Origin of the sequence: Saccharibacter sp. EH611 (assembly GCF_009834765.1) — a bacterium.
Classification (GTDB): domain Bacteria; phylum Pseudomonadota; class Alphaproteobacteria; order Acetobacterales; family Acetobacteraceae; genus Saccharibacter.
In genome coordinates, this window is the sequence record NZ_WVHP01000002.1 from 105,111 (window position 1) to 130,150 (window position 25,040).

The 25,040-nt window shown below is 49.4% G+C and carries 21 protein-coding genes; 15 read left to right on the forward strand and 6 right to left on the reverse strand.

The window, feature by feature from the left end; all coding sequences use genetic code 11:
- Positions 1-170: 170 nt before the first annotated feature.
- The 12 genes from GS535_RS02005 (at position 171) to GS535_RS02060 (ending at position 15,507) form a co-directional block, all read left to right on the forward strand.
- Complete coding sequence (locus tag GS535_RS02005; RefSeq protein WP_160792026.1) at positions 171-1,142, forward strand: 1-acyl-sn-glycerol-3-phosphate acyltransferase; 972 nt, start codon at positions 171-173, stop codon at positions 1,140-1,142.
- 33 nt (positions 1,143-1,175) lie between these two features.
- The gene (miaB, locus tag GS535_RS02010; RefSeq protein ID WP_160792025.1) at positions 1,176-2,561 is read left to right on the forward strand and encodes a tRNA (N6-isopentenyl adenosine(37)-C2)-methylthiotransferase MiaB; all 1,386 of its coding nucleotides are present in this window, start codon (positions 1,176-1,178) and stop codon (positions 2,559-2,561) included.
- Complete coding sequence (locus GS535_RS02015; protein WP_160792024.1) at positions 2,558-3,649, forward strand: PhoH family protein; 1,092 nt, start codon at positions 2,558-2,560, stop codon at positions 3,647-3,649. Before miaB ends, GS535_RS02015 begins: the two co-directional genes overlap by 4 nt.
- On the forward strand, positions 3,618-4,109 hold the full coding sequence (gene ybeY, locus GS535_RS02020; RefSeq protein WP_160792023.1) for an rRNA maturation RNase YbeY: 492 nt from the start codon (positions 3,618-3,620) through the stop codon (positions 4,107-4,109). Before GS535_RS02015 ends, ybeY begins: the two co-directional genes overlap by 32 nt.
- The gene (locus GS535_RS02025; RefSeq protein ID WP_160792022.1) at positions 4,106-5,032 is read left to right on the forward strand and encodes a hemolysin family protein; all 927 of its coding nucleotides are present in this window, start codon (positions 4,106-4,108) and stop codon (positions 5,030-5,032) included. The genes ybeY and GS535_RS02025 overlap by 4 nt, the downstream gene beginning before the upstream one ends.
- A gap of 58 nt (positions 5,033-5,090) precedes the next feature.
- Positions 5,091-5,705, forward strand: a complete 615-nt coding sequence (locus tag GS535_RS02030) for a thioredoxin domain-containing protein (RefSeq protein ID WP_160792021.1) — start codon at positions 5,091-5,093, stop codon at positions 5,703-5,705.
- A 36-nt stretch (positions 5,706-5,741) separates the two neighbouring features.
- Positions 5,742-10,280 (forward strand): AAA family ATPase, encoded by a 4,539-nt coding sequence (locus tag GS535_RS02035; RefSeq protein ID WP_160792020.1) that lies wholly within the window; start codon positions 5,742-5,744, stop codon positions 10,278-10,280.
- Between the two features lie 118 nt (positions 10,281-10,398).
- Positions 10,399-11,088 (forward strand): metallophosphoesterase, encoded by a 690-nt coding sequence (locus tag GS535_RS02040; RefSeq protein WP_026294109.1) that lies wholly within the window; start codon positions 10,399-10,401, stop codon positions 11,086-11,088.
- Positions 11,078-11,383, forward strand: a complete 306-nt coding sequence (locus GS535_RS02045) for a chorismate mutase (protein ID WP_160792019.1) — start codon at positions 11,078-11,080, stop codon at positions 11,381-11,383. Before GS535_RS02040 ends, GS535_RS02045 begins: the two co-directional genes overlap by 11 nt.
- Before the next feature lie 113 nt (positions 11,384-11,496).
- Positions 11,497-11,880: a glycerol dehydrogenase gene (locus GS535_RS02050; RefSeq protein WP_160792018.1), complete on the forward strand. Its 384-nt coding sequence runs from the start codon at positions 11,497-11,499 to the stop codon at positions 11,878-11,880.
- Positions 11,873-14,065, forward strand: coding sequence for a pyrroloquinoline quinone-dependent dehydrogenase (locus tag GS535_RS02055; protein WP_160792017.1), 2,193 nt, complete (start codon positions 11,873-11,875; stop codon positions 14,063-14,065). Before GS535_RS02050 ends, GS535_RS02055 begins: the two co-directional genes overlap by 8 nt.
- A gap of 161 nt (positions 14,066-14,226) precedes the next feature.
- The gene (locus GS535_RS02060) at positions 14,227-15,507 is read left to right on the forward strand and encodes a citrate synthase (RefSeq protein ID WP_160792016.1); all 1,281 of its coding nucleotides are present in this window, start codon (positions 14,227-14,229) and stop codon (positions 15,505-15,507) included.
- A 183-nt stretch (positions 15,508-15,690) separates the two neighbouring features.
- Here the strand turns inward: GS535_RS02060 and GS535_RS02065 are convergent, their stop codons facing one another.
- On the reverse strand, positions 15,691-15,927 hold the full coding sequence (locus GS535_RS02065; protein ID WP_160792015.1) for a hypothetical protein: 237 nt from the start codon (positions 15,925-15,927) through the stop codon (positions 15,691-15,693).
- A 196-nt stretch (positions 15,928-16,123) separates the two neighbouring features.
- Here GS535_RS02065 and GS535_RS02070 point away from each other — a divergent pair, with 196 nt between their 5' ends.
- Positions 16,124-16,864, forward strand: coding sequence for an orotate phosphoribosyltransferase (locus GS535_RS02070; RefSeq protein WP_160792014.1), 741 nt, complete (start codon positions 16,124-16,126; stop codon positions 16,862-16,864).
- A 27-nt stretch (positions 16,865-16,891) separates the two neighbouring features.
- The gene (locus GS535_RS02075; RefSeq protein ID WP_160792013.1) at positions 16,892-17,737 is read left to right on the forward strand and encodes a glutamate racemase; all 846 of its coding nucleotides are present in this window, start codon (positions 16,892-16,894) and stop codon (positions 17,735-17,737) included.
- Here GS535_RS02075 and GS535_RS02080 read toward each other — a convergent pair.
- The 5 genes from GS535_RS02080 to GS535_RS02100 form a co-directional block, all read right to left on the reverse strand.
- Positions 17,734-18,681 carry a polyprenyl synthetase family protein gene (locus GS535_RS02080; protein ID WP_160792249.1) on the reverse strand — a complete coding sequence of 316 codons (948 nt, stop codon included), beginning with the start codon at positions 18,679-18,681 and terminating at the stop codon, positions 17,734-17,736. The two genes, GS535_RS02075 and GS535_RS02080, sit on opposite strands and share 4 nt — an antisense overlap.
- A 316-nt stretch (positions 18,682-18,997) precedes the next feature.
- Positions 18,998-20,020 carry a ribonucleotide-diphosphate reductase subunit beta gene (locus tag GS535_RS02085; RefSeq protein ID WP_160792248.1) on the reverse strand — a complete coding sequence of 341 codons (1,023 nt, stop codon included), beginning with the start codon at positions 20,018-20,020 and terminating at the stop codon, positions 18,998-19,000.
- A 55-nt stretch (positions 20,021-20,075) separates the two neighbouring features.
- The gene (locus GS535_RS02090; protein ID WP_160792012.1) at positions 20,076-21,989 is read right to left on the reverse strand and encodes a ribonucleoside-diphosphate reductase subunit alpha; all 1,914 of its coding nucleotides are present in this window, start codon (positions 21,987-21,989) and stop codon (positions 20,076-20,078) included.
- Between the two features lie 247 nt (positions 21,990-22,236).
- Complete coding sequence (gene aroC / locus GS535_RS02095; protein ID WP_160792011.1) at positions 22,237-23,331, reverse strand: chorismate synthase; 1,095 nt, start codon at positions 23,329-23,331, stop codon at positions 22,237-22,239.
- Positions 23,332-23,334: 3 nt separating this feature from the next.
- Positions 23,335-24,186, reverse strand: coding sequence for an SDR family oxidoreductase (locus GS535_RS02100; RefSeq protein WP_370518155.1), 852 nt, complete (start codon positions 24,184-24,186; stop codon positions 23,335-23,337).
- A 168-nt stretch (positions 24,187-24,354) separates the two neighbouring features.
- Here GS535_RS02100 and pdxH point away from each other — a divergent pair, with 168 nt between their 5' ends.
- Entirely contained in the window at positions 24,355-24,996 is a 642-nt protein-coding gene (pdxH, locus tag GS535_RS02105) for a pyridoxamine 5'-phosphate oxidase (protein WP_160792010.1), read from the forward strand.
- Positions 24,997-25,040 lie beyond the last annotated feature (44 nt).

Genomic DNA, 25,040 nt, shown 5'->3' on the forward strand with positions numbered 1-25,040 from the left:
AACAGCTATATTTTACGCCATAGCAAAGAATATAAAAAAACTAACTAAGAAACCCAGCTTATTTATGGTAGCCTTGAATCGAATGCAGCTCTTCGCTTCATCATCTTCGAATAATGATGATTGAAGATCACGATTGCCTTGCCACCATAAAGGTGCTTATCACGTATCTCATGTCTTCTGTCACGCCTCTCTTAAAAATGCGCCAACACTCCAGCAAGCAACGCCCTCATTTCGATCCGTCTCAGCTCATTCATCGCCAGTGCCCTACAACTCCGTCTTCGGTGTGGCGCACGATGCGTTGTGTTTGCCGTCTTTCTGCTGTGCTTGCATGGAGCCTTATCGGCTGTGGCCTTCAAATGCTTTGCGTGATCCTTCCAGGAAAGATGAATCTTCTTTTCCCTCTCTTATTTTGGCGTGTTCTTTGTTTTTTGCTTGGGATCAATATACGTCAACTCGGTACAATGGCTGGACATCTCTCCCCTCGCCAAGATGGTCGGCGTGTTGTTTTTGTCGCTAATCATACATCTTGGCTTGACGTCTTAGTTTTGGGATCCGTACTTCCTGTTTTTTTTATTGCGAAAGCGGATGTTAGAAACTGGCCTTTTATCGGGTTCTTAACGCGGCTTGGTGGCACAATTTATATCACACGCAACCGTCAGGAGGCGGCCCAAAATGTACAAAATGTTCTGGAACGCCTCATTAAAGGGTACAATATCGCTTTTTTCCCTGAAGGAACAACATCAGACGGAAGCGCCGTAAGACCATTTCTCTCCTCACTTTTTGCGATCGCCAAACCAACGAAAAAAGAGAAAGAAAGAGAAAGAAAAACTGGCCAAGAACTCCCCCCCCTTCTTGTCCAACCCATTTCCCTTACATACGATCAGCTTGAAGGTCTTCCCGTTGGACGTTCACGCCGGGCTTCCGTTTTTTCATGGTTTGGTGATATGTATCTCATGCCACATGTATGGTCTTTGGGAAAATGGCGCTCCATGCGTGCCACTATCCTCTTCCATGAACCCTTAAAACCTGAGGACTTTCCTACCCGAAAAGCTCTTGCTAATGTGTCTCATGACCTCATCCGTAAGGGTAATGAAGCCCTCAGACAAAACCGTGTTGACCCTTCATCCCCACACCGCCTTTAATCGGTTCTTTTAGAAAGTTCACTTTGATCGCCCATGTCTGAACACGTTTCTCCTTCTTCGACACCGCATGGTTTACACATCATCACTTGGGGCTGCCAGATGAATGTGTATGACAGCGCACGTATGGCCGATGTCTTAAGACCATTGGGATATGCTCCCGTTGATCGTCCTGAAAACGCAGATATGATCATTCTTAATACATGTCATATTCGTGAAAAAGCTGCAGAAAAAGTATTTTCGGAGCTGGGCCGACTTCGTAAAATTACTGAGGAACGTAAGGAGAAATCCGGCAAATCGACGTTCTTAGCTGTTGCCGGATGTGTTGCGCAGGCTGAAGGGAAAGAAATTCTAGCGCGCGCTCCTTATGTTGATCTAGTTCTCGGCCCACAAACTTATCACCGTTTGCCTGAGATGGTTGCACGCGTTGCGCGCGCCGGTGGCGGCGTTATTGATACGGATTTCCCGGTCGAAGCGAAATTCGACTTTCTGCCAGAAGAAGCCGCTCCGCAGACAAGTGCAAACCTCACCGCCTTTCTAACCATCCAAGAAGGCTGTGATAAATTCTGCTCCTTCTGTGTCGTCCCTTACACCCGTGGTGCTGAGACGAGCCGTCCCGTATCTTCTGTTTTAGACGAAGCTAAACGCCTCGTTGACAGCGGAGTTAAAGAAATCACTCTCCTTGGTCAAAATGTGAATGCTTATCACGGTACATGGGAAGGACGTTCCGTCACTTTGGCCGAGCTTGCTGATAAGCTTAGGGACATTCCCGGTCTTGAACGCCTCCGCTACATGACCTCTCATCCACGCGATATGGAAGAGACGCTCATTGAAGCTCACCGCGATAATCCGATCTTCATGCCCTTCTTGCATCTTCCTGTACAAAGCGGTTCTGACCGTATTTTAAAAGCCATGAACCGCGGTCATACAGCTGATGAATATCGTGATATTATCACACGCCTTCGCCACGCTCGGCCCGATATCGCTTTGTCCTCAGACTTTATCGTTGGGCACCCTGGTGAAACGGATGAGGACTTTGAAGCCACGATGCAACTGGTGAAAGATGTAACCTTCGCCTGTGCTTATAGCTTTAAATATTCTGCTCGTCCGGGCACGCCTGCCGCCGGGCAACCTTTCCAGGTGCCAGAAGATGTGAAAGACCGCCGCCTCGCACGCTTACAGGCACTTCTACGTGAGCAGCAAGATGCGTTTAATGCTTCTCTTCTTGGCACGGTTCAAGATATTCTCGTCAGCAGTACGGGTCGAAAGCCAGGTCAAGTTATGGGGCGTTCACCTTATCTTCAGCCCGTACATTTTGAAGGAGACCCATCACTGATTGGTCGCGTTGTTCAAGTTCGTATCACAACACAACGCACAAACTCCCTCGGGGGTGTTTTGTGTGAGGAGGCATTGGCCGTTTGACTTCGTCTGCCAAAACGTCATCTTCTTCTCCCTCCAGCGGAGAACATCGCACAACCACGTTGCGATTTAATGATAACCACCTGCTTCAAAAGCTCGTTGGGGATCATAACCGCTACCTCACGAAACTTGAGCATGGACTTGATGTTCGCTTAACGTGTCGGGGTAATAGAATCGCTGTTTCAGGCTCTCCAGAGACCGTTGAGCAGGCGCAAGCGGCCTTAATTGCTCTTTACCGTCAGGTTGAGCAGGGGCATACTCTTGATACAGAACATGTTGAGGGGATTATTCGCCTCAGCTCTCTCCCCTCCTCTCGTCAAGCAGCCCCTATGCCGCATTCTTCTCCAACTCGTGAGCATCCACCTGCAGCCCGCCTAAAAGACCTTCCAACCATCCAAACAAAGCGAGGCGTACTCTCTCCTCGCTCTCACGGGCAGACAGCCTATATGGAAGCGTTAGCCCAACAAGAAATGGTCTTTGGAATTGGGCCAGCAGGAACGGGAAAAACCTACCTCGCCGTGGCGCAGGCCGTCGCTATGTTTCAAGCAGGACAGGTCGATCGTATCATTCTCTCACGCCCCGCCGTCGAAGCGGGTGAACGTCTTGGGTTTCTACCTGGTGATATGCGTGAAAAAATTGATCCTTATCTGCGCCCTCTCTACGACGCCCTGCATGACATGATGCCGGGAGACCAAGTGACGCGACGTATGAGCAGTGGTGAAATTGAAGTCGCTCCTCTCGCCTTCATGCGTGGCCGCACACTAGGTCATGCTTATGTCATCTTGGATGAAGCGCAGAACACGACCCCCGCTCAGATGAAAATGTTCCTAACGCGAATGGGGCCTAATACCCATATGGCCATCACTGGTGATATGAGCCAGATTGACCTTCCCGCAGGCGTTACATCTGGCTTAAGAGACGCCGTTGCAACACTTGAGGGGGTGCAAGGTATTTCAATCTGCCACCTCACCGCACTTGATGTGGTACGTCATCCACTTGTCTCTCGTATCGTTGAAGCTTACGATCGTTCCTCTTCCGACATCTCATCCCGGGAATCTCATGACACCGCGAAACCCTATCGCACGCGCTGATCTTATTGTAGAATCAGTGCGTTGGTATGGCGCTATTAGTGACCTTGATCGCCTTGTGCAGCGAACATACCAAATGGTGCGCCGTTTCGGTGGAATAAATGTTAACCAGCAAACAGCACCGTCACTGCTTTTCTCTGACGATCAGCACGTAAAGAAGCTCAACTTCCAATTCCGTGGAAAGAACAAGCCAACGAATGTTTTAACATTCGAGCCCCTTGGCCCACAGCATGGCGGCGATATTGTCCTTGCTTACGAGACGATGAAGCGTGAAGCCGACAAAGCCCAACGCCCATTGCGAGCGCATGTGACACATCTGCTTATTCATGGCCTCCTTCATCTCGCTGGGCATGACCATCTCCATCCAGGTGAAGCACGCCGTATGGAAACGTTAGAAACTTATATTATGCGTCGTATGGGGTTCCCTGACCCTTGGAAAACCGGAGCAAAGCCACACGCATGACGTCCGATCATTCCTCAAGCTCTCTTTCAAGTTTTTTCAACTTTTTCCATCGAAAAAGTCGGGACTATAACCTTCGTCATGCGATTGAAGAGATCGTTAGCGAAGCCTCCCACCGTGCCGCCACATCACAGGAAACACCTGAGCTTGACCGCCAAGAGCGCGCCCTTATCATGAATGTTCTGCATTTGCGTAACATTACAGCCGATGACGTCATGGTACCACGGGCAGATATCGTCGCCATGCCCGACCATATCTCTTTTGAAGATGCACTCGCCCTTGTTCGGCAGGAACATCACTCCCGTATGCCGGTCTATCATGACCAGCTTGATGATATTGTGGGAATGATCCACGTCAAAGACCTCATCACTCACCTTGATGAGAAAGCCCCTTTTAATATTCAATCGCTCTTACGCCAGCCCTTATTGATTGCCCCGACAATCCCTGTGCTAGATCTTCAATTGCAAATGCGGCAACGCCGTACTCATATGGCTCTCGTCATTGACGAATATGGCAGTATCGACGGACTTGTCACGATTGAAGACCTCATTGAGAAAATTGTGGGCGACATCTCTGACGAACATGATGATCCCGTAGAAACACCGTGGATTGAACGGCCTGATGGGTCTATCGACCTTGATGCCCGGCTTTCCGTTAAAGAGCTAGAGCAACGCTTCGGAGAAGTTCTCACGTCCGAAGAGCGTGAAGCTGAAATTGAAACAGTCGGCGGACTTGTCTTCCATCTTGCCGAGCATGTCCCCGCTCGTGATGAAGTACTCACCCACCCGAGCGGTATAGAATTCCGTGTGTTAGAAGCTGATGCGCGCCATATTCTCACTCTCAGAATGCATTTACCTCCTGACTGGAGTAAAAGGCACGATCCTCCCAACTTAGAAGAGGACATATCACCAGCCCTTGACGCTTAAAAAGCTCTATGTCGTTGATAGAGCTATTCTCCGCGTTCTTCATTAAGGAATTTCAGTCGTGACCCAGCGTCTTCTCTCTCGTCGTACTATGTTAGGTGCGCTCCCTGCTTTTGCTGCAAGCACGCAATTTGCACATGCAGCAGAAACGCCAGATACACGATTCACCCCTCGTATTATCGGGAACCCCCATGCTCCCGTCCTCGTGCAAGAATGGTTTTCTCTCACCTGCACACATTGCGCGCATTTTGCGACAGATGTCTTCCCCGAAGTTCGGAAGAGATTTATTGATACAGGAAAAATTCGTTATCAGTTCCATGATTTCCCACTTGATCAAATTGGTCTGATTGCCGCGGCAGTTGCACGCTCGTTGCCAGAAGAGCGTTATGAACCTTTCATCATGTCTCTGTTCTCACGTTTACAACAATGGGCATTTAGTTCTAGCGATCCAATTGAACATTTACGTCAGGAAGCTGCCCTTGCCGGTATGGCCCCTAGCCGCTTTGACGCTATCCGTAACGATCAAACCCTGGCTAAAGAGCTGTATGAGCAATCGCAAAATGATGGCCGTATCTATTCCATCCAAGGCACGCCGTATTTCCGCTTTAATGACAAGCCCTTCGCTCAAGACCCCGAAACTATTGAAAAATTTGCTGAATTAGTGCGTAACGCCTAAAAGCGTTTCTTTACCATCTAACACACACGGTTTTTCATGACGCAGCACAGGGCAACCATTACCCGTTTGGATATTGCCGGGTTCAAAAGCTTTGCTGATGATGTCCACCTGGACATCCTGCCTGGGCTTACAGGCATTGTCGGCCCCAATGGATGTGGCAAGTCTAATATTGTAGAAGCCCTGCGCTGGACGATGGGAGAAAGCTCAGCTCGCGCTCTCCGTGGTGGTGAAAGTGATGACCTTATCTTTGCTGGAACGGGCGCTCGTCCATCACGTAATGTTGCTAAGGTCACGCTTTCGCTTGATCATGCCCAAGGCTTAGCTCCCGCTCCTTTTGGGGAAAGTGATGAACTCAATATCTCACGCCAAGCTGAACGTGGGCGTGGGAGTGCCTACCGCATTAATGGCCAGACGATGCGAGCACGCGATGTTCAAACAATTTTCGCGGATCTTTCCTCTGGGGCTCGTAGCTCGTCCATTATCAGCCAAAACCGTGTCAGCCAGCTGATCGCCGCTAAACCGGAAGAACGCCGTGCGCTCCTTGAAGAAGCCGCTGGAATCACAGGGTTATATGCACGGCGCCGTGACGCTGAATTGAAACTACGTCAATCAGAAAGCAATTTAGAACGCGCTGAAGATAGGCGGCAACAGCTCACCGAGCAGCTGGATGTTCTTGAAGATCAATCAACGCACGCACGGCATTATCGCTCCCTTTCTGAGAAAATTCGTGAATCAGAGCTTCTCTTACTCACCGCACAACATGCTCGTGCGCAAAAATCCATACAACAGCACCAGAAAAACCTTTCTCAAATTAAAGACAAACTTCATAAAATAGAAACACAGGTTCATAATGCGGAAAAATATTCTGCTGAGCAAAAAGAAAAAGAGAAAATCTATCAACGTAATATTGAAACACTTCGCCCCGCTATTGAGGAGCTTCGTGTTAGCATTCAGGTCGCCAAAAAAAACCTAGAACATTCGCAGAAAACCAAACAAGAAACGGCTGAACGGCTTGCACAAATTGAAAGTGACTTACAACGTCAGAAGAACACGCGCGACCAACTTACCGCACGCAAAAACGCTCTTCTATCCGAGATCAATACTCTAAAGGAAAAAGAAGCTCTCTTTCCTGAAAAGCAGGAGACACTACGTAAAGAGCTCGAACGCCTCTCCCATGATCAAGCGGACAAGCAGCGTTCTTACGATGAGCTCACTGCGCAGTACAACAAAGAATATCTCCAACACGAAACGCTAAAAAGCCAGCTAAAGGATCGCAACCAACAGCTTAAAAAAGAACGTACTGCGCTTCAGGAACTTGAGAACGAACACGAAAAAATTCACCAAAAACAGGCTGACTTCCCGTCGCTTCACCATGCTTCTCAGCAAGCACAGGAAGCACGAGACCAAGCGCAACATGCCCGGCGAAAACTGCAAAAGGCACAGTCCGCTCACCAAGAATGTGTATTAGAAGCGAAGCTTGCTGCTCAAGCTCTTAAGCAAGCCGAAGAACAAGAGAAACAGCTTAAAACACGCCTTCATAGTGTAAAGAACAATCTTGAGGAACTTGAAAAACGCCGTCAGTCGGACGCAACACAGTGCCAAATGTTGGAAGATTCTCTGCTTTCAGATGAGCAGAAACACCTGCTGGAACGCACCATAAGTAATGCTAGAAAAACGACCAAAGAAGCAGAAGAACGCGAGAAAAAACTCTTCCAGAAAAAAGAACAGGTTGAACAAGAATGGCTGACTAAACGCGCTCGTCATGATGAATGGCAACGTAAACACACCGCCTTAACCGAAGAGATTGAGCGCCTCACCCACGCTTTGTCTCAGCAAGAAAAACGCTATCAAAATGCTCTTGATGCCATTGAAAAAATGAATCAAGAACCTCTCTCTGCTCACGATGTTGAGCAAGCTGAGAATAACTTCTCCTCTGTGGAGAAAGAGCTTTCCTCCCACAATAAGAAACTCTCCAAAACGCAAAACGAGCTCACGCAAGCACAACGCCATGCTGAGAAAATACGCCAAGAGGTTATGCAACGGGAAGCGGAGTTAGCGCAACTCCAAGGCGAATGCGAAGGCCTTCGTCAAAGCCTTGGAGCCAATGAAACCCAAACACCAGATCCTGTTATTGACCATATCCGAGTTCCAGAAGAGCTTACACGTGCCCTCGCTTGCGCTCTGACAGAGGGACTGGAAGCCTCACTGTCTCCCCTCCCACTTCCACCTTCAAGCAATCACGAAACATTGCGCTATTGGCGAGATTTGCCAATCTTATCGGCAGATGGCGTTGCTTCTTTACAGCCTTTGAGCGCGTATATGACCGCTCCAAAAGCGCTCTCACGTGCTCTTTCTTCAGTCTTTTTAGTAGATGATCCACAGCAAGGCGAAACATTCCAAGCCCAGCTAGCCCCAGGGCAAAGCCTTGTCTCGCGTGAGGGTGATGTATGGCGCTGGGATGGGTTTGTTCGTAGTCATAAAGCTCCATCTGCCGAAACGATACGGTTAGAGCAGCAACAGCGCCTTCGCAGTCTTGAAAAAGAGATTAAAGCCATCAAAGCGGCTCTGACCGAAGCGCAGGAAAAATTTACTACCAGCCAAAAAACACTTGTGTCATGCCGCACGCACGTCGCTACGCTCACACGACAGCATCAGCAGCTGAAAGACAGCCATAGTAAAGCCCATCTTCAGGCGCAGGAGCTGTCACGCCGGTTCTCTTTCCATCAAGAACGGCTTACGCTAGCCCAGGAACAGCTAGAGGAGCAAAAGAACGCCCTCCAAAGCCTTAAGGAGCAGCGACAACATCAAGAAAGCGCTCTGACGCATTTCCCCAAACAACCACACGATGCGCTTCGCCTCGCGGAAGAAGCCACACACGCTATACAAAAACAGGCACGCCAAGCCCGCGATGCTTATCAAAAACGTCAAGCAGAACTTCATAAAGCTGAACGCTCTTATGAGCAGGCCCTTCTGGCGCATAAAACGACGCAAGAACGCCTCGCAGAATTAAAGCTCTCTGACCAACGACTCGCTCAAGAAATACGCTCCCAACAAGGAGAACATAATGAACTTCTTGAGGAGCAGAAACGTCTTGATGTCCGCACCTTCCATGCCCGTGTCCAACAAGGTGACACCTCACTTGCTGAGGCCTTGACGCAACGTCAACAGGCCGAACAGGCTTACAAAGAAGCCCAACAACACGCTGATCAGCTGACGGAGCACTACACACAGTTAGAACGTGAACTCACTGCCCTAAACACTCAAGCTGACACTATTGGGCAACGTATCAAGACACAGAAAGATACACTTTCCCGCTCAGAAGAACAGACTGCACAGCTTGCGCAAGAGGAAGCATCCCTCCCAACTCTAGAGAGTACACAGCATGCAGTGACTGAAGCACAGCACGCTCTTAAAATAGTACGTACGCACGTACAAAAATTACACCAACACCATGCGCAGCTAGAGCAAGAGGAACAGAGCTGTCGTGCGCACTATGAAGCTCTTCAACAGCAACATAAAATGCTTGAAGAAACATTAGACCATCTACACGAAGAAGAAACAGCGCTCCTTCAGCGGCAAAAACAGCTTCTTCCCTCCTCAGAAAACAGTGGAAAAAACCAAACTGCCCTAGAGGAAAATATAACGCGCTCTTCCGAAAAGCTCACAAAGCTAGAGGAGGAGATGCAGACGAACCGCAGTGCTCTCGAAGAATTGTATAAAGACAAAGAGCAACGCTCTGCCCGTCACCATCATGATCATCAACAGCGTGCTCAGTATGCTGAAGAAGTTATCCGTATCAAAGAGCGTTTGGAACAGGCCTATTCCGCTTACGATACACTCCGCCACAATACGCCTCTTCCAGAAAACTCCCCTACATTAACGGAGGTCACCGCACAGGCCGAGCAACAGTTCCGGCGAAATGTAAAGCGCTTTACGCAGGAACGCGAAGCACTTGGCCCTGTTAATTTATGTGCTGAAGAAGAATTTCAGAAAGCTCGCGACGAATCAGAGCATTTGCTTAAAGAACATACCGAGCTCACCACGGCTATTGCGCGTCTTCGCGGTGGGATTGGAGCGATTAATCGACAAGGGCGCTCAAAGCTCACAACGATCTTCACAGAGATCAACCAGCATTTTCAGTCTCTTTTTGAGCGTATGTTTGGAGGTGGGAAGGCACATCTCGCCATGGTCGGAAGTGACGATCCGTTAGATGCTGGGCTCGAGATTTTCGCGCAACCACCGGGAAAAAAATTATCGACCCTTTCCCTTCTTTCTGGTGGCGAACAAGCCTTGACGGCTCTCTCTCTGATTTTTGCCGCGTTCCACTGCACACCAGCGCCAATTTGTGTGCTGGATGAAGTGGATGCTCCTTTAGATGATGCTAATATTGAGCGTTTCTGCCATCTTCTAACGGATATGACGAAACAGACAAAAACACGCTTTTTAGTGGTTACCCATCATCAGCTCACTATGGCGCATATGGATCGTCTTTTTGGCGTTACAATGCAGGAAAGAGGTGTCAGCCGCTTGCTCTCTGTTAATTTAGATGAAAGTATCAAGATGGCTAACGGTTGACGATTACGCCCTGACATCAGACAATCAGCACCTCCTGTTAACAACCCGGATAACCAAGACAGCCGGAGCCGTGAAAGATCGACCTATTTTTGCCGAACCTACACTTTGCGAATCGGTATTGACCCGCATTCGCCAGCATGGGCTGCGCGTTGTGGGAGACGTGCATGGTGATCTCAACGCCTTTCGGCACGCCATCGCAACCCAACGTTATGTCTTACAATTGGGCGATCTTGTGGATCACGGCCCCGATAGCGCTGGCGTGCTTGAAGTCATGCTGGATCTTATTGAGACTCAACGAGGGATGTTCGTCCTTGGGAACCATGACCGCAAACTCGGCCGTGCTTTAGAGGGACGACGACTGAGACGTGATCCACCGCTTGAGGAAACACTTAGGCAAATTAGCCTTTCTGCTCAAGATGATCTCGCTCAACGTGCACACGAAGCTATTCGTCATGCACCGGCCTGGCAGCGATTAAATAATATTATTTTTGTACATGGTGGCTTTCACACAACCATGCTGTCATCGCCCCCTCCTCCGACAGGGTTGGACGACATGTCCCCCCCTCTGTCTCGTGCGCTGTTTGGTGAAACCACCAGTCGTATGCAACCTGATGGATACCCCGAGCGCCGCCTAAGCTGGATTAACCGTATCCCTGCAGGTATCACCGTCTATGTCGGTCATGACCGCCGTTCTTATGATGGAAGGCCGTGGCACCGTACCGGACGTCTGGGTGGGAAAGCAGTCTTTATGGATCTTGGTGCCGGAAAAGGTGGCCATTTAGCATGGATTGACCTCAATGACTTCTGAGACAGCTGACCTTGCTCTTCAGCAACTCCGCAATACGATTGATAATATCGACACAGCTCTTGTGTGCTTGTTGGCAGAGCGTTTTAAGACAACACAAACAGTTGGCGAGCTAAAAGCGCAGTACCAGCTTCCTGCATCTGATCCCGAGCGTGAGGCTCAACAAGTTGCCCGTCTTCGTCAGCTTGCTGAAAATGCCCAGCTTGATCCCGATTTTGCAGAACGTTTCTTTTCCTTTGTCGTGTCAGAAGTCATTGCTCACCATAAGCGCATCGCCAGCTCTTTAGAGACTGATTGATATGCTCATATTTTTGTGATCGTTCCTTCACGTAAACGTGTTGGATGATGGGTTTTTTTACTTTGTGACGCTCCCCTAATTGAAAGAATATTCTTCCAGTTAGGAGATTGTCTGTGATTTCTTCTTCTCCCTCCTCCCGATCCCGATGGAAGGTAGCTCCTGTTCTCATCGGAATACTTGCAGCCATTATTTTGGTCTTTGGCCTTTATTTCGTCATATTAGGGTCAGAACTCGCTTGGCTCGGCGGCTCTTGGTATTATGTGCTGTGCGGCATTCTCCTCACAGCTTCGGGTATTCTCATGCTCCGTCAACAAGCAATGGGCGGCTGGCTTTATCTGCTGGCATGGTTCTTAACGATCCCTTGGACAATTTACGAAGTTGGGTTCGATTTTTGGGGATGGCTCCCTCGCCTCTTAGGCCCCACTCTGATTGCCATCGCTGTCGCGTTCAGCCTTCTCGCACTATCTCGTATCCAGAAAGAAGCACGCCATGCGTAAGAACTTTTTTCTTGCAACACTTCTTGCAAGCAGCGCATCCATCTCCCTTTCAGCTTTTGCACAAATCCCACCGTCTTCTGAGCCCCCCAGCTTAGAACAGCAAGAATCTTCTCATAATCAGCCTTACCATTCCCTGTATCCTCCACCGTCTCCAACAACCCCCCAACCATTAAGCGTCAACCCCGCTCATCTACCTGATATCGGTGAAATACCCGCTAACCAACTGCCAACCATGGCTCCACAACAAGGAGCGCATCCCCAAGAAAGCGATTGGCCTGTTTACGGTCATGACGACCACCAAAGCCGGTTTTCGCCTCTTAAACAAATTACGCCTGAAAATGTCGCACAGCTGAAACGTGCTTTCGTCTATCATACAGGCAGTTTAGTGCCGAAGGGGAAAGCCAATAAATGGGCTCCCGAAACCACCCCAATTAAGGTTGGTTCCTCACTTTATTTATGCTCTGCTACAAATGACATGATGCGTGTTGACGCTACGAATGGGCAGGAAAAATGGCATTTTCATTCAGGCGAGAAATATGAAAGCATCCCTTACACAGCTGCCTGCAAAGGAGTAACCTATTTTACCTCCTCCCTCGTGCCCGAAGGTCAGCCCTGCCATAATCGTATTATGGAAGCGACACTTGATGAACGCTTGATTCAAGTTGATGCAGATACGGGGGCTCTCTGCCCAATGTTTGGCCATGACGGGCAAGTTAACCTCATGCAAGGCATCGGATGGTCTGTGCCCGGTTTTGTCGCCATGACAACACCACCTCCGGTGATCAATGGCGTTGCTGTCGTCAATCATGAAGTGCTTGACGGACAGCGCCGTTGGGCCCCGTCTGGTGTGATCCGCAGTTATGATGCAGAAAGCGGTCAGTTTGTCTGGGCATGGGATGTCAACAATCCCGACAATCATCACCAACCTGCACCCGGTAAGTTCTATAGTCGTGGCACACCCAACTCATGGGCCGCTATGACGGGTGATAATGAGCTTGGACTCGTTTACGTCCCCACCGGGAATTCAGCCGTTGATTATTACAGTGCCTTACGCACCGATGCTGAAAATAAGGTATCGTCCTCCATCGTTGCCCTTGATGTCAAAACGGGTTCCCCACGCTGGGTCTTCCAGACAGTTCATAAAGACGTATGGGACTATGACATTGGCTCTCAAGCAACACTTTTTGATGCACATGCGCCAGATGGCAGCATCATTCCTGCGCTGATTATGCCAACCAAACGTGGCCAGACATTCATCTTAGACAGACGCACCGGTAAACCTCTACCTGACTTCCCTGTCGTTGAAAAAGCAGCGCCTTCACCTGGTTTTGTACCTGATGATACACGCGCCCCAACACAACCATGGTCTGTTGCTGTGCCACGGCTAGGCTTCCCAAAGCTTAGAGAAGCTGACATGTGGGGCATGTCACCTTTAGATCAACTTTTTTGCCGCATTAAGTTCCGTCGGGCTGCTTATACGGGTGAGTTCACTCCACCTCGTCTTGGTAAACCCTGGATCGAATATCCCGGTTATAATGGCGGGAGTGACTGGGGCAGTATGGCTTATGATCCACAAAGCGGTATTCTTCTCGCTAATTGGAACAATTTGCCTATGTATGATGCGCTGGTTACACGCAAACAAGCGGATCATCTTGGCTTAGTTTCTATTGATTCCCCAGACTACAAACCTGGCGGCGGCGGCGCTGAAGGAAACGGAGCTCAAGCGGATACACCCTACGGTATTATTGTTTCACCATTTTGGAACCAATTCACCAAAATGATGTGCAATCAGCCTCCTTACGGAATGATCACAGCGATCAATCTCAAAACGCATTCCGTGCTATGGCAGCGGCCATTAGGAACGGCACGTGCTAATGGTCCTTGGGGCTTACCCACTGGCCTGCCCCTCACCATTGGTACACCCAATAATGGTGGCCCTATCATTACCGCCGGAGGGGTCGCCTTTGTCGCTGCGACCACAGATAATCTTCTGCATGCTATTGATATGAAATCCGGCAAAGAACTCTGGCATGATGCTCTTCCTGGGGGTGGTCAAGCAACCCCAATGACGTATGCCGTTAATGGACGCCAGTATGTTGCTATCATGGCAGGAGGACATCATTTCATGGGAACACCGATCTCGGACTCGCTTGTTGTATATGCTCTTCCTGAAACCATTCACTAAATAAATTCACTTTTCTGATATATTATTACGGTGGAGAGGAGCATTCCTTTCCACCATTTTTATTTTGCTTAAAAAATGAAAACATTTCATAGGCTATATTGTTCTCAATAAAAAATAGGGTTAGCTTTTTCTCTGCAATAGATCACAGGGATACCCAAAAGATGACGCACCAACATCCCGAACTCTCTCTTTCTGTATCTCTACCGACTGTTCAATCAACCATCGGTCCTGCTGGTTTTGATCAGCGCCATCTCACATCTCACTCTTCAACACTGGCTTTTGACCCTGGTTTTTCTTCTACAGCCTCATGTTGCAGTGGGATTACATACATCGATGGAGAAAAAGGCATTCTGCTCCATCGTGGATATCCGATTGAAGAACTCGCACTTAAAGCAGACTTCACCGAGCTCACCTATCTTCTGCTTTCAGGGCATCTCCCCACACGGCTTGAATACGTGTCTTTTTGCCATGAAATGGCTGAGCTTCGTATTCTTAATGAGCAAATTCGTAATTTCTTTAATGGGTTCCGTCGTGATACTCACCCAATGGCCATTTTATGTGGAACAGTAGCAGCACTTTCGACATTTTATACAGACGAGCTTGATACGAACAATCGTGATCACCGTGAATTCGCGGCCCGTCAGTTGGTCGCAAAAGTGCCAACAATTGCTGCTTGGGCTTATAAATATACGATCGGTGAACCTTTTATATATCCAGAAGAGGAACTCTCTTTTTCTGAAAATATTCTACACATGCTTTTTGCGCGGCCTGGACGCCGCTACAATGTTAACCCCGTTCTCGCACGAGCAATTGATCGCATCCTCATGCTTCATGCCGACCATGAGCAGAATGCATCAACGACTGCCGTGCGTTTAGTTGGCTCCACGGGGGCCAATCCATTCGCCTGTGTTTCTGCTGGGATTGCCGCCCTATGGGGGCCAGCCCATGGTGGCGCTAATGAAGCCGCCCTTGATATGTTCCATCAGATTGGATCCAAGGAGAATATCCCAGCCTTTCTCACTAAGGTGAAAGACAAAACATCGGGCATTCGCCTTATGGGGTTTGGACATCGTATTTACCGCAATGTGGATCCTCGCTCTAAGTTGCTGCGGACAAGCTTCCACGAAGTGATTGAAACGCTGGGTTTAGAACGTGATCCTCTGCTTGATCTCGCCATGGAACTTGAGCGCATCGCTACAGAAGATGAGTATTTTATCAAAAGAAAGCTTTATCCAAATGTCGATTTTTACTCTGGCCTTATTTTGAAAGCCTTGGGTATTCCGACATCCATGTTCACAGCATTGTTTGCCATCGCTCGTACAACAGGCTGGGTCAGCCAGTGGCTTGAGATGACAAGTAATCCCAACAACCGCATCATGCGCCCGCGCCAAATCTACACAGGCGAAGAGGCTCGGCCCGTTCCTTCTATGGACGAGCGATAAAACCATATCCCTGTTGATAGGCCTTTCGAATACAATCACTTCGATGGGTAATATGCCATTGAAAGCACGGGGACACGCAAACGCTCATCCCCGATCACTCAAACAATACTGGAATCATCAGTGTCTTTCGTGTCTTTATGATCGCTCGCCTCTTCCAATATCTCCACCTGCGCTATAGCGGCCTTAGCAGTTGCAGCCTCGGGTCGCGCCACGATCACGGCGCACAATATGGTGGTCAATCCACTCGGACACTAAAAGCCGGGCTTCTGGGATGGACGATTCAGGATGATGAATGCGGTAGAGTGTCGTACACGCTGAGAAAATCTGCATCTCACTTTGCCCCATTCCATGAAGCTCCTGATACGCCGTGATAACAGCACGTTCGCATTTGCGACCGATATGGCTAATTTCGAGTTCCATCTCTGAGCCTTACTCTCTCAGGTTAACTGGGTATCTCACAGAGAATGTGAGCTAGGGCGTTTCACCATATAGAAAAACTTATAACTGAAACAAGGTTTCTTTAACAGAAAGAGATGATGAAACCATCTTTCCTCTACCCCTCTTGCTTTGTAACCGCTAGATGTCTCAAAAGGAACCTCTTTATTTGGAGAAGATAATGACCGCATCCGGCACCTCCTCTCATAGCAGCCGCCACACACAGTGGGACCGTGACGCCGCCTTAACAACAGCTCGTATTCTTCTGGAAATTAAAGCGATTAATTTCCGCCCAGATGAGCCCTACACGCTCACATCTGGATGGAAGTCGCCCGTCTATATTGATTGTCGAAAAATTATCTTCTTCCCCCGTGCACGCGCCAAGTTGATGGAACTTGCTGTCGAAAAAATTGGACGCCATATCGGCTATGAAAGTCTTGATGCTGTTGTCGGTGGGGAAACAGCAGGCATCCCCTTCGCCGCCTGGATTGCTGACCGACTCATGACCCCTATGGCGTATGTACGTAAAAAGCCAAAAGGATTTGGCCGTAACGCGCAGATTGAAGGGGATGTGCCTGAAAATATGCGCACCCTTCTTGTCGAAGATCTAACAACAGATGGTGCATCCAAAATCCGTTTTGCCAATGCTCTTCGCCAAGCTGGTGCGATTGTCGATCATACGTTCGTTGTCTTCTACTATGGCGTTTTCCCAGGCGCTCAGAAGACCCTTTCAGATATGGGAATCTCCCTCCATTCTCTCTGCACTTGGTGGGATGTGTTAGAAGCATGCGCCAATGGTCAATATTTCTCCGACCAAGACAGCGCTGAAGTGCGCCGTTTTCTAGAAGACCCTTGCGGTTGGTCACGCGCTCATGGCGGCGTCGGCAGCGCAGAAGAAGCACTCGCTTTTAAAAAGAGCTAATTCGTCCCTCTAATCACGAAGGCCCCCATGTCTAACCATAGTCCACATATTCTTGTCTTTGACTCTGGCATTGGTGGCATGGGGGTCGTTCAAGCGTTGCGTAGCCTCGCTCCCTCTGTGCATGTAGACTATCTCGCTGATACGGCTCTGTTCCCTTATGGGGAACAGCCCGATGCTCCTTTGACAGAACACATTGTCGCGCTTCTTAAAGAGGCATGCCAGAAGCTATCTCCTGACTTGCTCATCATCGCCTGTAATACAGCAAGCACCCTTGCTTTGCCCGCCGTTAGAGCAACGCTCAGCCTTCCTGTTGTCGGCTGCGTCCCACCCATTCGTTGGGCTGGCCGAGTGTCAGTCAGCCGCACTATTGGCCTTCTTGTCACCACGGCCACGGCTCGTCGACCCTATCTGCGTGATCTTCATCAACGTTTTGCTGCTGATTGTCGTCTCATCGTGCATGGGTCCGCTCATCTTGCTCAACTGGCAGAACAAGCGTTCCGAGGCGAAAACCCTTCCTCAGAAGACGTTGCCTTTGAGCTGACGCACCTTTTCTCTCAAGAAGGCGGGGAAAAAATTGATACAATCGGGCTGGGATGCACGCATTATACCTTTCTCATGCCTATCTTCCGTCGCCTTAATGCAGCGTCCTCCATCATGTGGCTAGATCCGGCACCTGCCGTCGCTCAACATGCGCTTTCTCGTCTTTCGGAGCATTTTGATCTTATGAGCCAACCGGCTCAGCACACGGCCCCGCAGCGTTGCTTTGTCACCGCGTTCCCGAAAGAAAACGACAGCCTGACACAACATATCACATGGTTAGGTTTTAGCGACTGTGTGCTTTTCCCTTTTCCACGAAAAGCACAATTTTCTTAGTTAACGCGATTCACTGTATAAAGCACCGTCTTCACCAAAAGTGCCTTTAATTCACTCTCTGGGAAGATCTCTAATGCTTCAACTGCTTTATGCGCATAACGCTCTGCCCGTTTCAGCGTTGTCTTAATCGCATCTGTTCGAGCGATCATGTCTAAAGCGCGCGGCAAGTCTGCGTCAGTCTGCTCGTTATCCTCTATGACGCGCTTCCAGAAGACACGTTCTTCCTCAGTTCCAGAATCATAGGCCGCTAAAACAGGTAGGGTAATTTTGCCTTCACGAAGATCATCACCCACTGTTTTCCCCAACACCTGCTGGTCAGCCGCATAATCTAGCGCATCATCAACTAACTGGAAGGCCATACCAAGATTAGTGCCATACGCTTCTAGCGCCAACTCTTCCTTCTCGGACCGCCCGGCAACTACGGCACCAACACGACAAGCCGCTGCAAATAAGGCCGCTGTCTTTCCGTGAATAACCTCTAAATACCGTTCAATAGGCGTAGAAAGGTCATTCTGCGTCGACATCTGCAACACTTCACCCTCAGCAATCGTTGCCGATGCCTCAGACAAAATCGCCATGACCTTAAGTGAACCATCTGCCGTCATAAGCTGGAACGAACGCGCGAAAAGGAAGTCGCCAACCAGCACAGAAGATTTATTTCCAAACAGCGCATTAGCCGACGCCATGCCACGCCTTAACGTGCTTTCATCCACGACGTCATCATGAAGAAGTGTTGCCGTATGGATAAATTCAACACACGCTGCCAAACCAACATGACGCTGATTCTCAGCACTTGGCTGATAACCACACAAACGAGCCGAAGCGAGCGTCAATAATGGACGCAGGCGCTTCCCCCCCGCCGCAACAAGATGTGCCCCTAATTGTGGGATCAGTGGAACCGAGCTTTGCATTCTATCAATGATAGCCTGATTACATGCTCGCATATCATCAGCAAGGTAGGCGGACAAAGCCTTCAAAGCATCCTCTTCCCTTACATTTTCACGACTAGCAGCGGTGGAATGGCGCGTAGCAAGGGGATCTGACGAGGAAGAAACCAAGGGTCACAACTCCACTCCCTAACCCTCGCAATGAGGGTATTAGGGCACATACAAGGAGCCGTCCCATGTCTTTAATGGAGAAAAGACACTAGACGGCCATTTTAACAAAGACTTACGTCTACCATATGAGCAGACGAATAGACGGGGTCAAGATCATAGCTCTTATTCCCCGCTCTATTCGTGCGATTTTACCAACAAAACGTTAGTTGAAAACATCACTTTCGAATGCTTCTTCCCAACTCCCTTGGGTTGAGGCACGTGAGTATTCTGTAGCGCGATTTTCAAAGAAATTCGTGTGCTCAACAGCATTCAGCATATCATCAACCCACGGAAGCGGATTCTTATCAATGCCATAGATCGGGTCCAAACCAAGCTGTGTGAGGCGTCGATCCGCAATAAAGCGGATATAACGCTCAACCAATGCGGGATCCAATCCTTCCACGGGGCCCATCTCAAAAGCCAGCTCAATGAAAGCATCTTCATGTTTGACGGTCTGACGGCAAATCTCAACGAGCTCATCGCGGAAATCCTGCGTCCATAGCTCAGGATTCTCACGAATAAAGGTCCTAAAGAGCCGAATCATGGACAGGCAGTGCAATGTTTCATCACGCACAGACCATGAAACAATCTGCCCCATTCCTTTAAGCTTATTAAAGCGTGGAAAATTCAACAGAATGGCGAAAGATGCGAAGAGCTGAAGCCCTTCCATAAAGGCCCCAAAAGCAGCCATCGTTTTCGCAATATCGCGCTTACTGTTGATATTGAAGGATTGCATGAAGTCATACTTATCCTTCATCTCCTTGTATTTCAGGAAAGCAGAATACTCAGTTTCCGGGATGCCAATAGTATCCAGAAGATGTGAATAGGCCGCAATATGAATGGTTTCAATGTTCGAAAAACATGAAAGCATCATCAAGACTTCAGTCGGCTTAAAAACCTGACTGTAGTATTTCATATATGCAGAATTTACTTCCACATCAGCTTGCGTAAAGAAGCGGAAAATTTGCGTGACCAGATTACGCTCTACGTCGCTTAGCGTACGATGCCAATCCTTGACGTCTTCCGCCATAGGGACTTCCTCGGGAAGCCAATGCAAACGCTGCTGCGTCAACCATGCATCATAAGCCCAAGGGTAACGAAATGGCTTATAAACGGGGTTTTCAACAAGCAAGTTCGCTTCAATTTCTGATTCTGGTGCAGACGGAAGAGGTGCTTGATCTACCATCATTTAGTTCCTTCGCATTCCTACTAACTAACACTTATCGCTTACAAAGACCGCCTTATTGGCAAGACAAGCATTCTTCATAGCTACCCGCCCCTGTTTCATTATGGCGCGGCGTTGTTTGTGGCAGATGATCGTCATCACCTTCCATGATGTCTTTCTTCGACGCCATATTAGAAACCGTATCAGCCCGTTGAATGGACAAAGAACGGCAGTAATACAGAGATTTTACGCCCTTCTTCCATGCCTCGTAATGAATACGAACGAGATCACGCTTATGGACATCAGCCGGCAAGAACAGATTGACAGACTGTGCCTGGCAGATGAATGGCGCACGATCCGCTGCATGTTCCACCACCCAACGCTGATCCAGCTCAAAGGCCGTTTTAAAGACGTCTTTTTCATCCTGAGACAAGAAGTCCAGATGCTGCACAGACCCCTTCGTTAACGTGATAGAAGACCACACTTCCTCGTTATCACGACCATGTTTTTTCAACAGTTGAGCTAAATGGCGATTACGCACGGTAAAAGAACCAGAAAGCGTCTTCTGCAGAAAAACATTCGCACTAATGGGATCAATCCCAGGACTTGCATTCCCAGCGATGATGGAAATAGACGCCGTCGGCGCTACAGCCATCTTGTGGGAGAAGCGCTCCATAAACCCATACTCTTCAGCATCGGGGCATGCTCCACGCGTTTGTGCAAGATCCTTAGAGGCTTGATTGGCCTGCTCAGAAATATGCTTGAAGATTTTCTTATTCCAAACCTTTGCCATCACACTGCCAAACGGCACCATCTTGCTTTGCAAGAAGGAGTGGAAGCCCATCGCCCCCAATCCAACAGAGCGCTCACGCATCGCAGCATAACGAGCATGATCCATATGGTTGGGTGCGTTATCAATGAAGTCCTGCAAGACATTATCAAGGAAGAGCATCACGTCAGCGATAAATTGCGGCTCATCCTTCCACTCATCCCAATATTCGAGATTAAGGGAAGATAAGCAGCACACCGCTGTTCGATTTTTCCCATGATGATCAATCCCTGTGGGCAGAGTGATTTCTGCACACAGATTGGAGGTTTTAACCTCAAGCCCTGCTAAACGGTGATGTTCCGGTCGGGCACGATTCACCGTATCTGAATAGATAATATATGGCTCGCCCTGCTCCATCCGCGCTGTTAGAAGACGGATCCACAAGGCTCGTGCTGAGACCTTGCGAATCACGCTGTGGTCTTTAGGAGAAATCAGAGGCCATTCTTCATCCTGCGCAACAGCACGCATGAAGTCATCAGTCACCAATACGCCATGATGAAGATTCATCGCCTTACGGTTCGGATCCCCACCTGTGGGACGACGCATCTCAATAAATTCTTCAATTTCAGGATGCCAAATTGGCAGATACACCGCTGCTGAGCCACGGCGCAAACTCCCTTGGCTGATAGCCAGTGTCAGACTATCCATCACCCGAATAAAAGGAATCACACCCGACGTACGCCCATTACGCCCGATGCTCTCACCAATAGAGCGCAGATTACCCCAATAAGAGCCAATCCCGCCACCTTTAGCAGCAAGCCATACATTCTCGTTCCAAAGCTCAACGATGCCTTCCAAGCTATCTTCTGATTCGTTGAGAAAGCACGAAATGGGCAAACCACGATTCGTCCCACCATTGGAAAGAATCGGCGTGGCCGGCATAAACCAATGACGCGACATATAGTCGTAAATCCGCTGGGTATGCTCAGCATCTGCTCCGTAACGAGACGCCACACGGGCGAAAAGCCCCTGATAGGTTTCCCCCTCAAGCAGATAGCGATCATCCAGCGTCGCCCGCCCAAAAGCCGTCAGACGCTCATCGCGCGACGGATCAATCTTTACAGGGTGACGACCAGGGAGCTGCACGACACTCTCAAACAGCTCTGGTTCAACAGTTGCGGACGTCGGTTGAGACATTGTCCGGGTATCGTGAAAACTCATGGTAACAAACCCCTGTCAGGCTCTTTTAATTGTCGGTAAGTGACCCCTTCATTCCCATGAGTTGAGGGGGCTTCGCAAGCAAACTCTTCGCTTGCAAATTTGAGCAAGCTATGCCTTGGGAAACCACATATATGGCTAATTAATTTATTATTGCACTATATATTGTGTGTTATCTTCTCCCCCCTCAAAAGGGGAGCGCCTTAAAAAGCTCGTTTTTCCAACTGGTTGGGAGGGCAGATAACCACCCTCACCACCCACATTGCGCATGATGACGCAGAAGATGATCCACGACTGTACAAGCCACCATAGCTTCTGCTACCGGTACTGCTCGCACACCGATACAAGGGTCGTGACGCCCTTTGGTTTGAACCTCCACAGGCTCTCCCGTCCGATCAACACTCGGAACAGGGATGAGAATCGAACTTGTCGGCTTCATAGCCATCCGCGCGACCAAAGGCTGACTCGTCGAAATGCCTCCAAGAATCCCACCGGCATGATTGCTCGCGAAAGTTGGTACTTTTGCATCACCGTCAGTAGGATACATCGGGTCAGCATTGTCCTCGCCTCGCAATTGAGCAGCGTGGAATCCTTCCCCAATCTCAACACCTTTGGCTCCATTAATGCCCATCAAGGCACTGGCCAGCTCAGCATCCAGCTTCCCGTAAACGGGTTCCCCTAAACCAGGCGGCACGCCTTCTGCCACAACCTCAAGCGTTGCCCCGATAGAAGAACCAGACTTACGAACACGGTCGAGCTCTGCACTCCATTGTGGAAGAATCTCCGCATCTGGACACCAAAATGGGTTGCGTTCAATCTCACTCCAGTCCCAACGCTCACGCTCAATGCTTAACGACCCGATAGACGTCAACGCACCACGTATCGTGAGATGTTTTCCAACAAGCTCACGCAGAACAACACGCGCCACCGCACCAGCGGCCACGCGCATGGCCGTTTCTCGTGCTGAAGACCGTCCGCCGCCACGATAATCGCGAATGCCATATTTCAGGTCATACGCGATGTCAGCGTGACCAGGGCGATAACGCTGCGCAATCTCACCATAATCACGCGACCGTTGATCGGTATTCTCGATCAGCAAAGAAATAGGCGTTCCGGTTGTCTGTCCTTCAAACACACCGGACAGAATCTTTACGCGGTCTGCTTCTCGCCGTTGTGTCGTAAAACGCGATTGCCCCGGCCGACGTCGGTCGAGCCAAGGCTGAATATCTTCCTCCGATAGCTTCAGGCGAGGAGGACAGCCATCAATGACACAACCAATGGCCGGACCATGACTCTCGCCCCAAGTGGTCACACGAAACAAACGCCCAAAGCTATTATCAGACACGTTTTATTCTCCAGATGGTGCCGCAATGTCAGGAGCGTGAGGGTTTTTCATCCCAACGGTGTTGTAACCACAATCGACATGATGAATTTCACCCGTCACACCGCTTGAAAGGTCTGAAAGGAAATACATGCCAGACCCGCCAACATCTTTCAGCGATACATTGCGTTCCATCGGAGCATTTAGCTGGTTCCACCGTAGAATATAGCGGAAAGCACCAATGCCATTAGCCGCAAGTGTCATAATAGGCCCAGCAGAAATCCCGTTTACACGGATATCATCACGCCCCAGATCGGCAGCCATATAACGCACAGAAGCTTCCAGCGCAGCTTTCGCCACACCCATCACGTTATAATGCGGCATCACACGCTCTGCTCCGAGATACGTCATCGTTAGCAATGACCCACCTGGATTCATCATCGCCGCCGCACGCCGTGCCACCGCCGTGAACGAGAAACAAGAAATATCCATCGCCTTTAAGAAGGCATCACGCGGCGTATCAACATAACGACCACGCAGATACTGCTTATCAGCCCACCCAATCGCGTGAAGAACGAAGTCAATTTTTCCCCATTCTTTCTCGATAGCGTCGAATGTCTCATTGATCGCTTCATCATCGCTCACATCACAAGGAAGAACCAGCGAAGATCCGACACTCTCAGCAAGGGGGCGTACCCGTTTACCCAGTGCATCACCTTGATAGGTGAAAGCCAGTTCAGCTCCCTGAGCGGCACAAGCACTCGCAATTGCCCAAGCTATTGAGCTTTTATTGGCAACACCCATGATCACACCGCGTTTCCCAGCCATTATGGTGCCTTTTGCTGGCTCCTTACTTGTATTGTCTTTCATTTCAGACATGTTCTACCATCCTCATGGTCATATATGATCATTTGCTGGAACAGGTGGTTGCACAAGCGTCGCCCCTGGACAAGAGTCGCTCTCTCTCGCAGGTGAGTTTTTTCGCTCTCTTTCGAGTTAGGGCACATTTATAGTGTCTTATTCGCATCACTCAAAAGGAGTTGAAAGATGACGGACTCTCCTTCTCACCATATTCCTAACCAGTCTCTTATTGATCTAAACGCTCATCCTTACCAGCTTTTTGCAGACTGGTTAGCAGAAGCTGAAATTCACGAACCCAACGATCCCAACGCCATGTCAGTTGCTACAGCAACGCCTGATGGGCGGCCTTCCGTTCGCATTTTGCTTCTCAAAGGTGTCGATGAACGCGGATTTGTTTTTTATACAAACAGCGAGAGTCGCAAGGGAGAGGAACTGCGTGATAACCCACATGCCGCTCTACTCTTCCACTGGAAATCACTGCGTCGGCAAATCCGCATCGAAGGGCCTGTTCAACCAGTCAGCGCTGACGAGACTGACCGTTATTTTGCAAGCCGGTCGCGTATGTCGCGTCTTGGCGCCCTAGCCTCTGACCAATCACGCCCCCTCGCTGACCGCTCCATTTTTGAAGAGCGCCTCACTAAAGTTTCCGAAACGTATGGCGAAGAAGGCCCTATTCCACGTCCTCCACATTGGCTCGGATATCGCGTCGTGCCAGAACAGTTCGAATTTTGGCAGGAACGTGCTTTCCGCCTTCATGATCGCGCAACCTGGACACGCCGTTCAACGTCCAGCGAGCCTCAATGGGAGGTCACACGCCTCTATCCTTAAATCCAAGGCACAGGTAGCGGCTTCATACGACATGCCGCTACCTC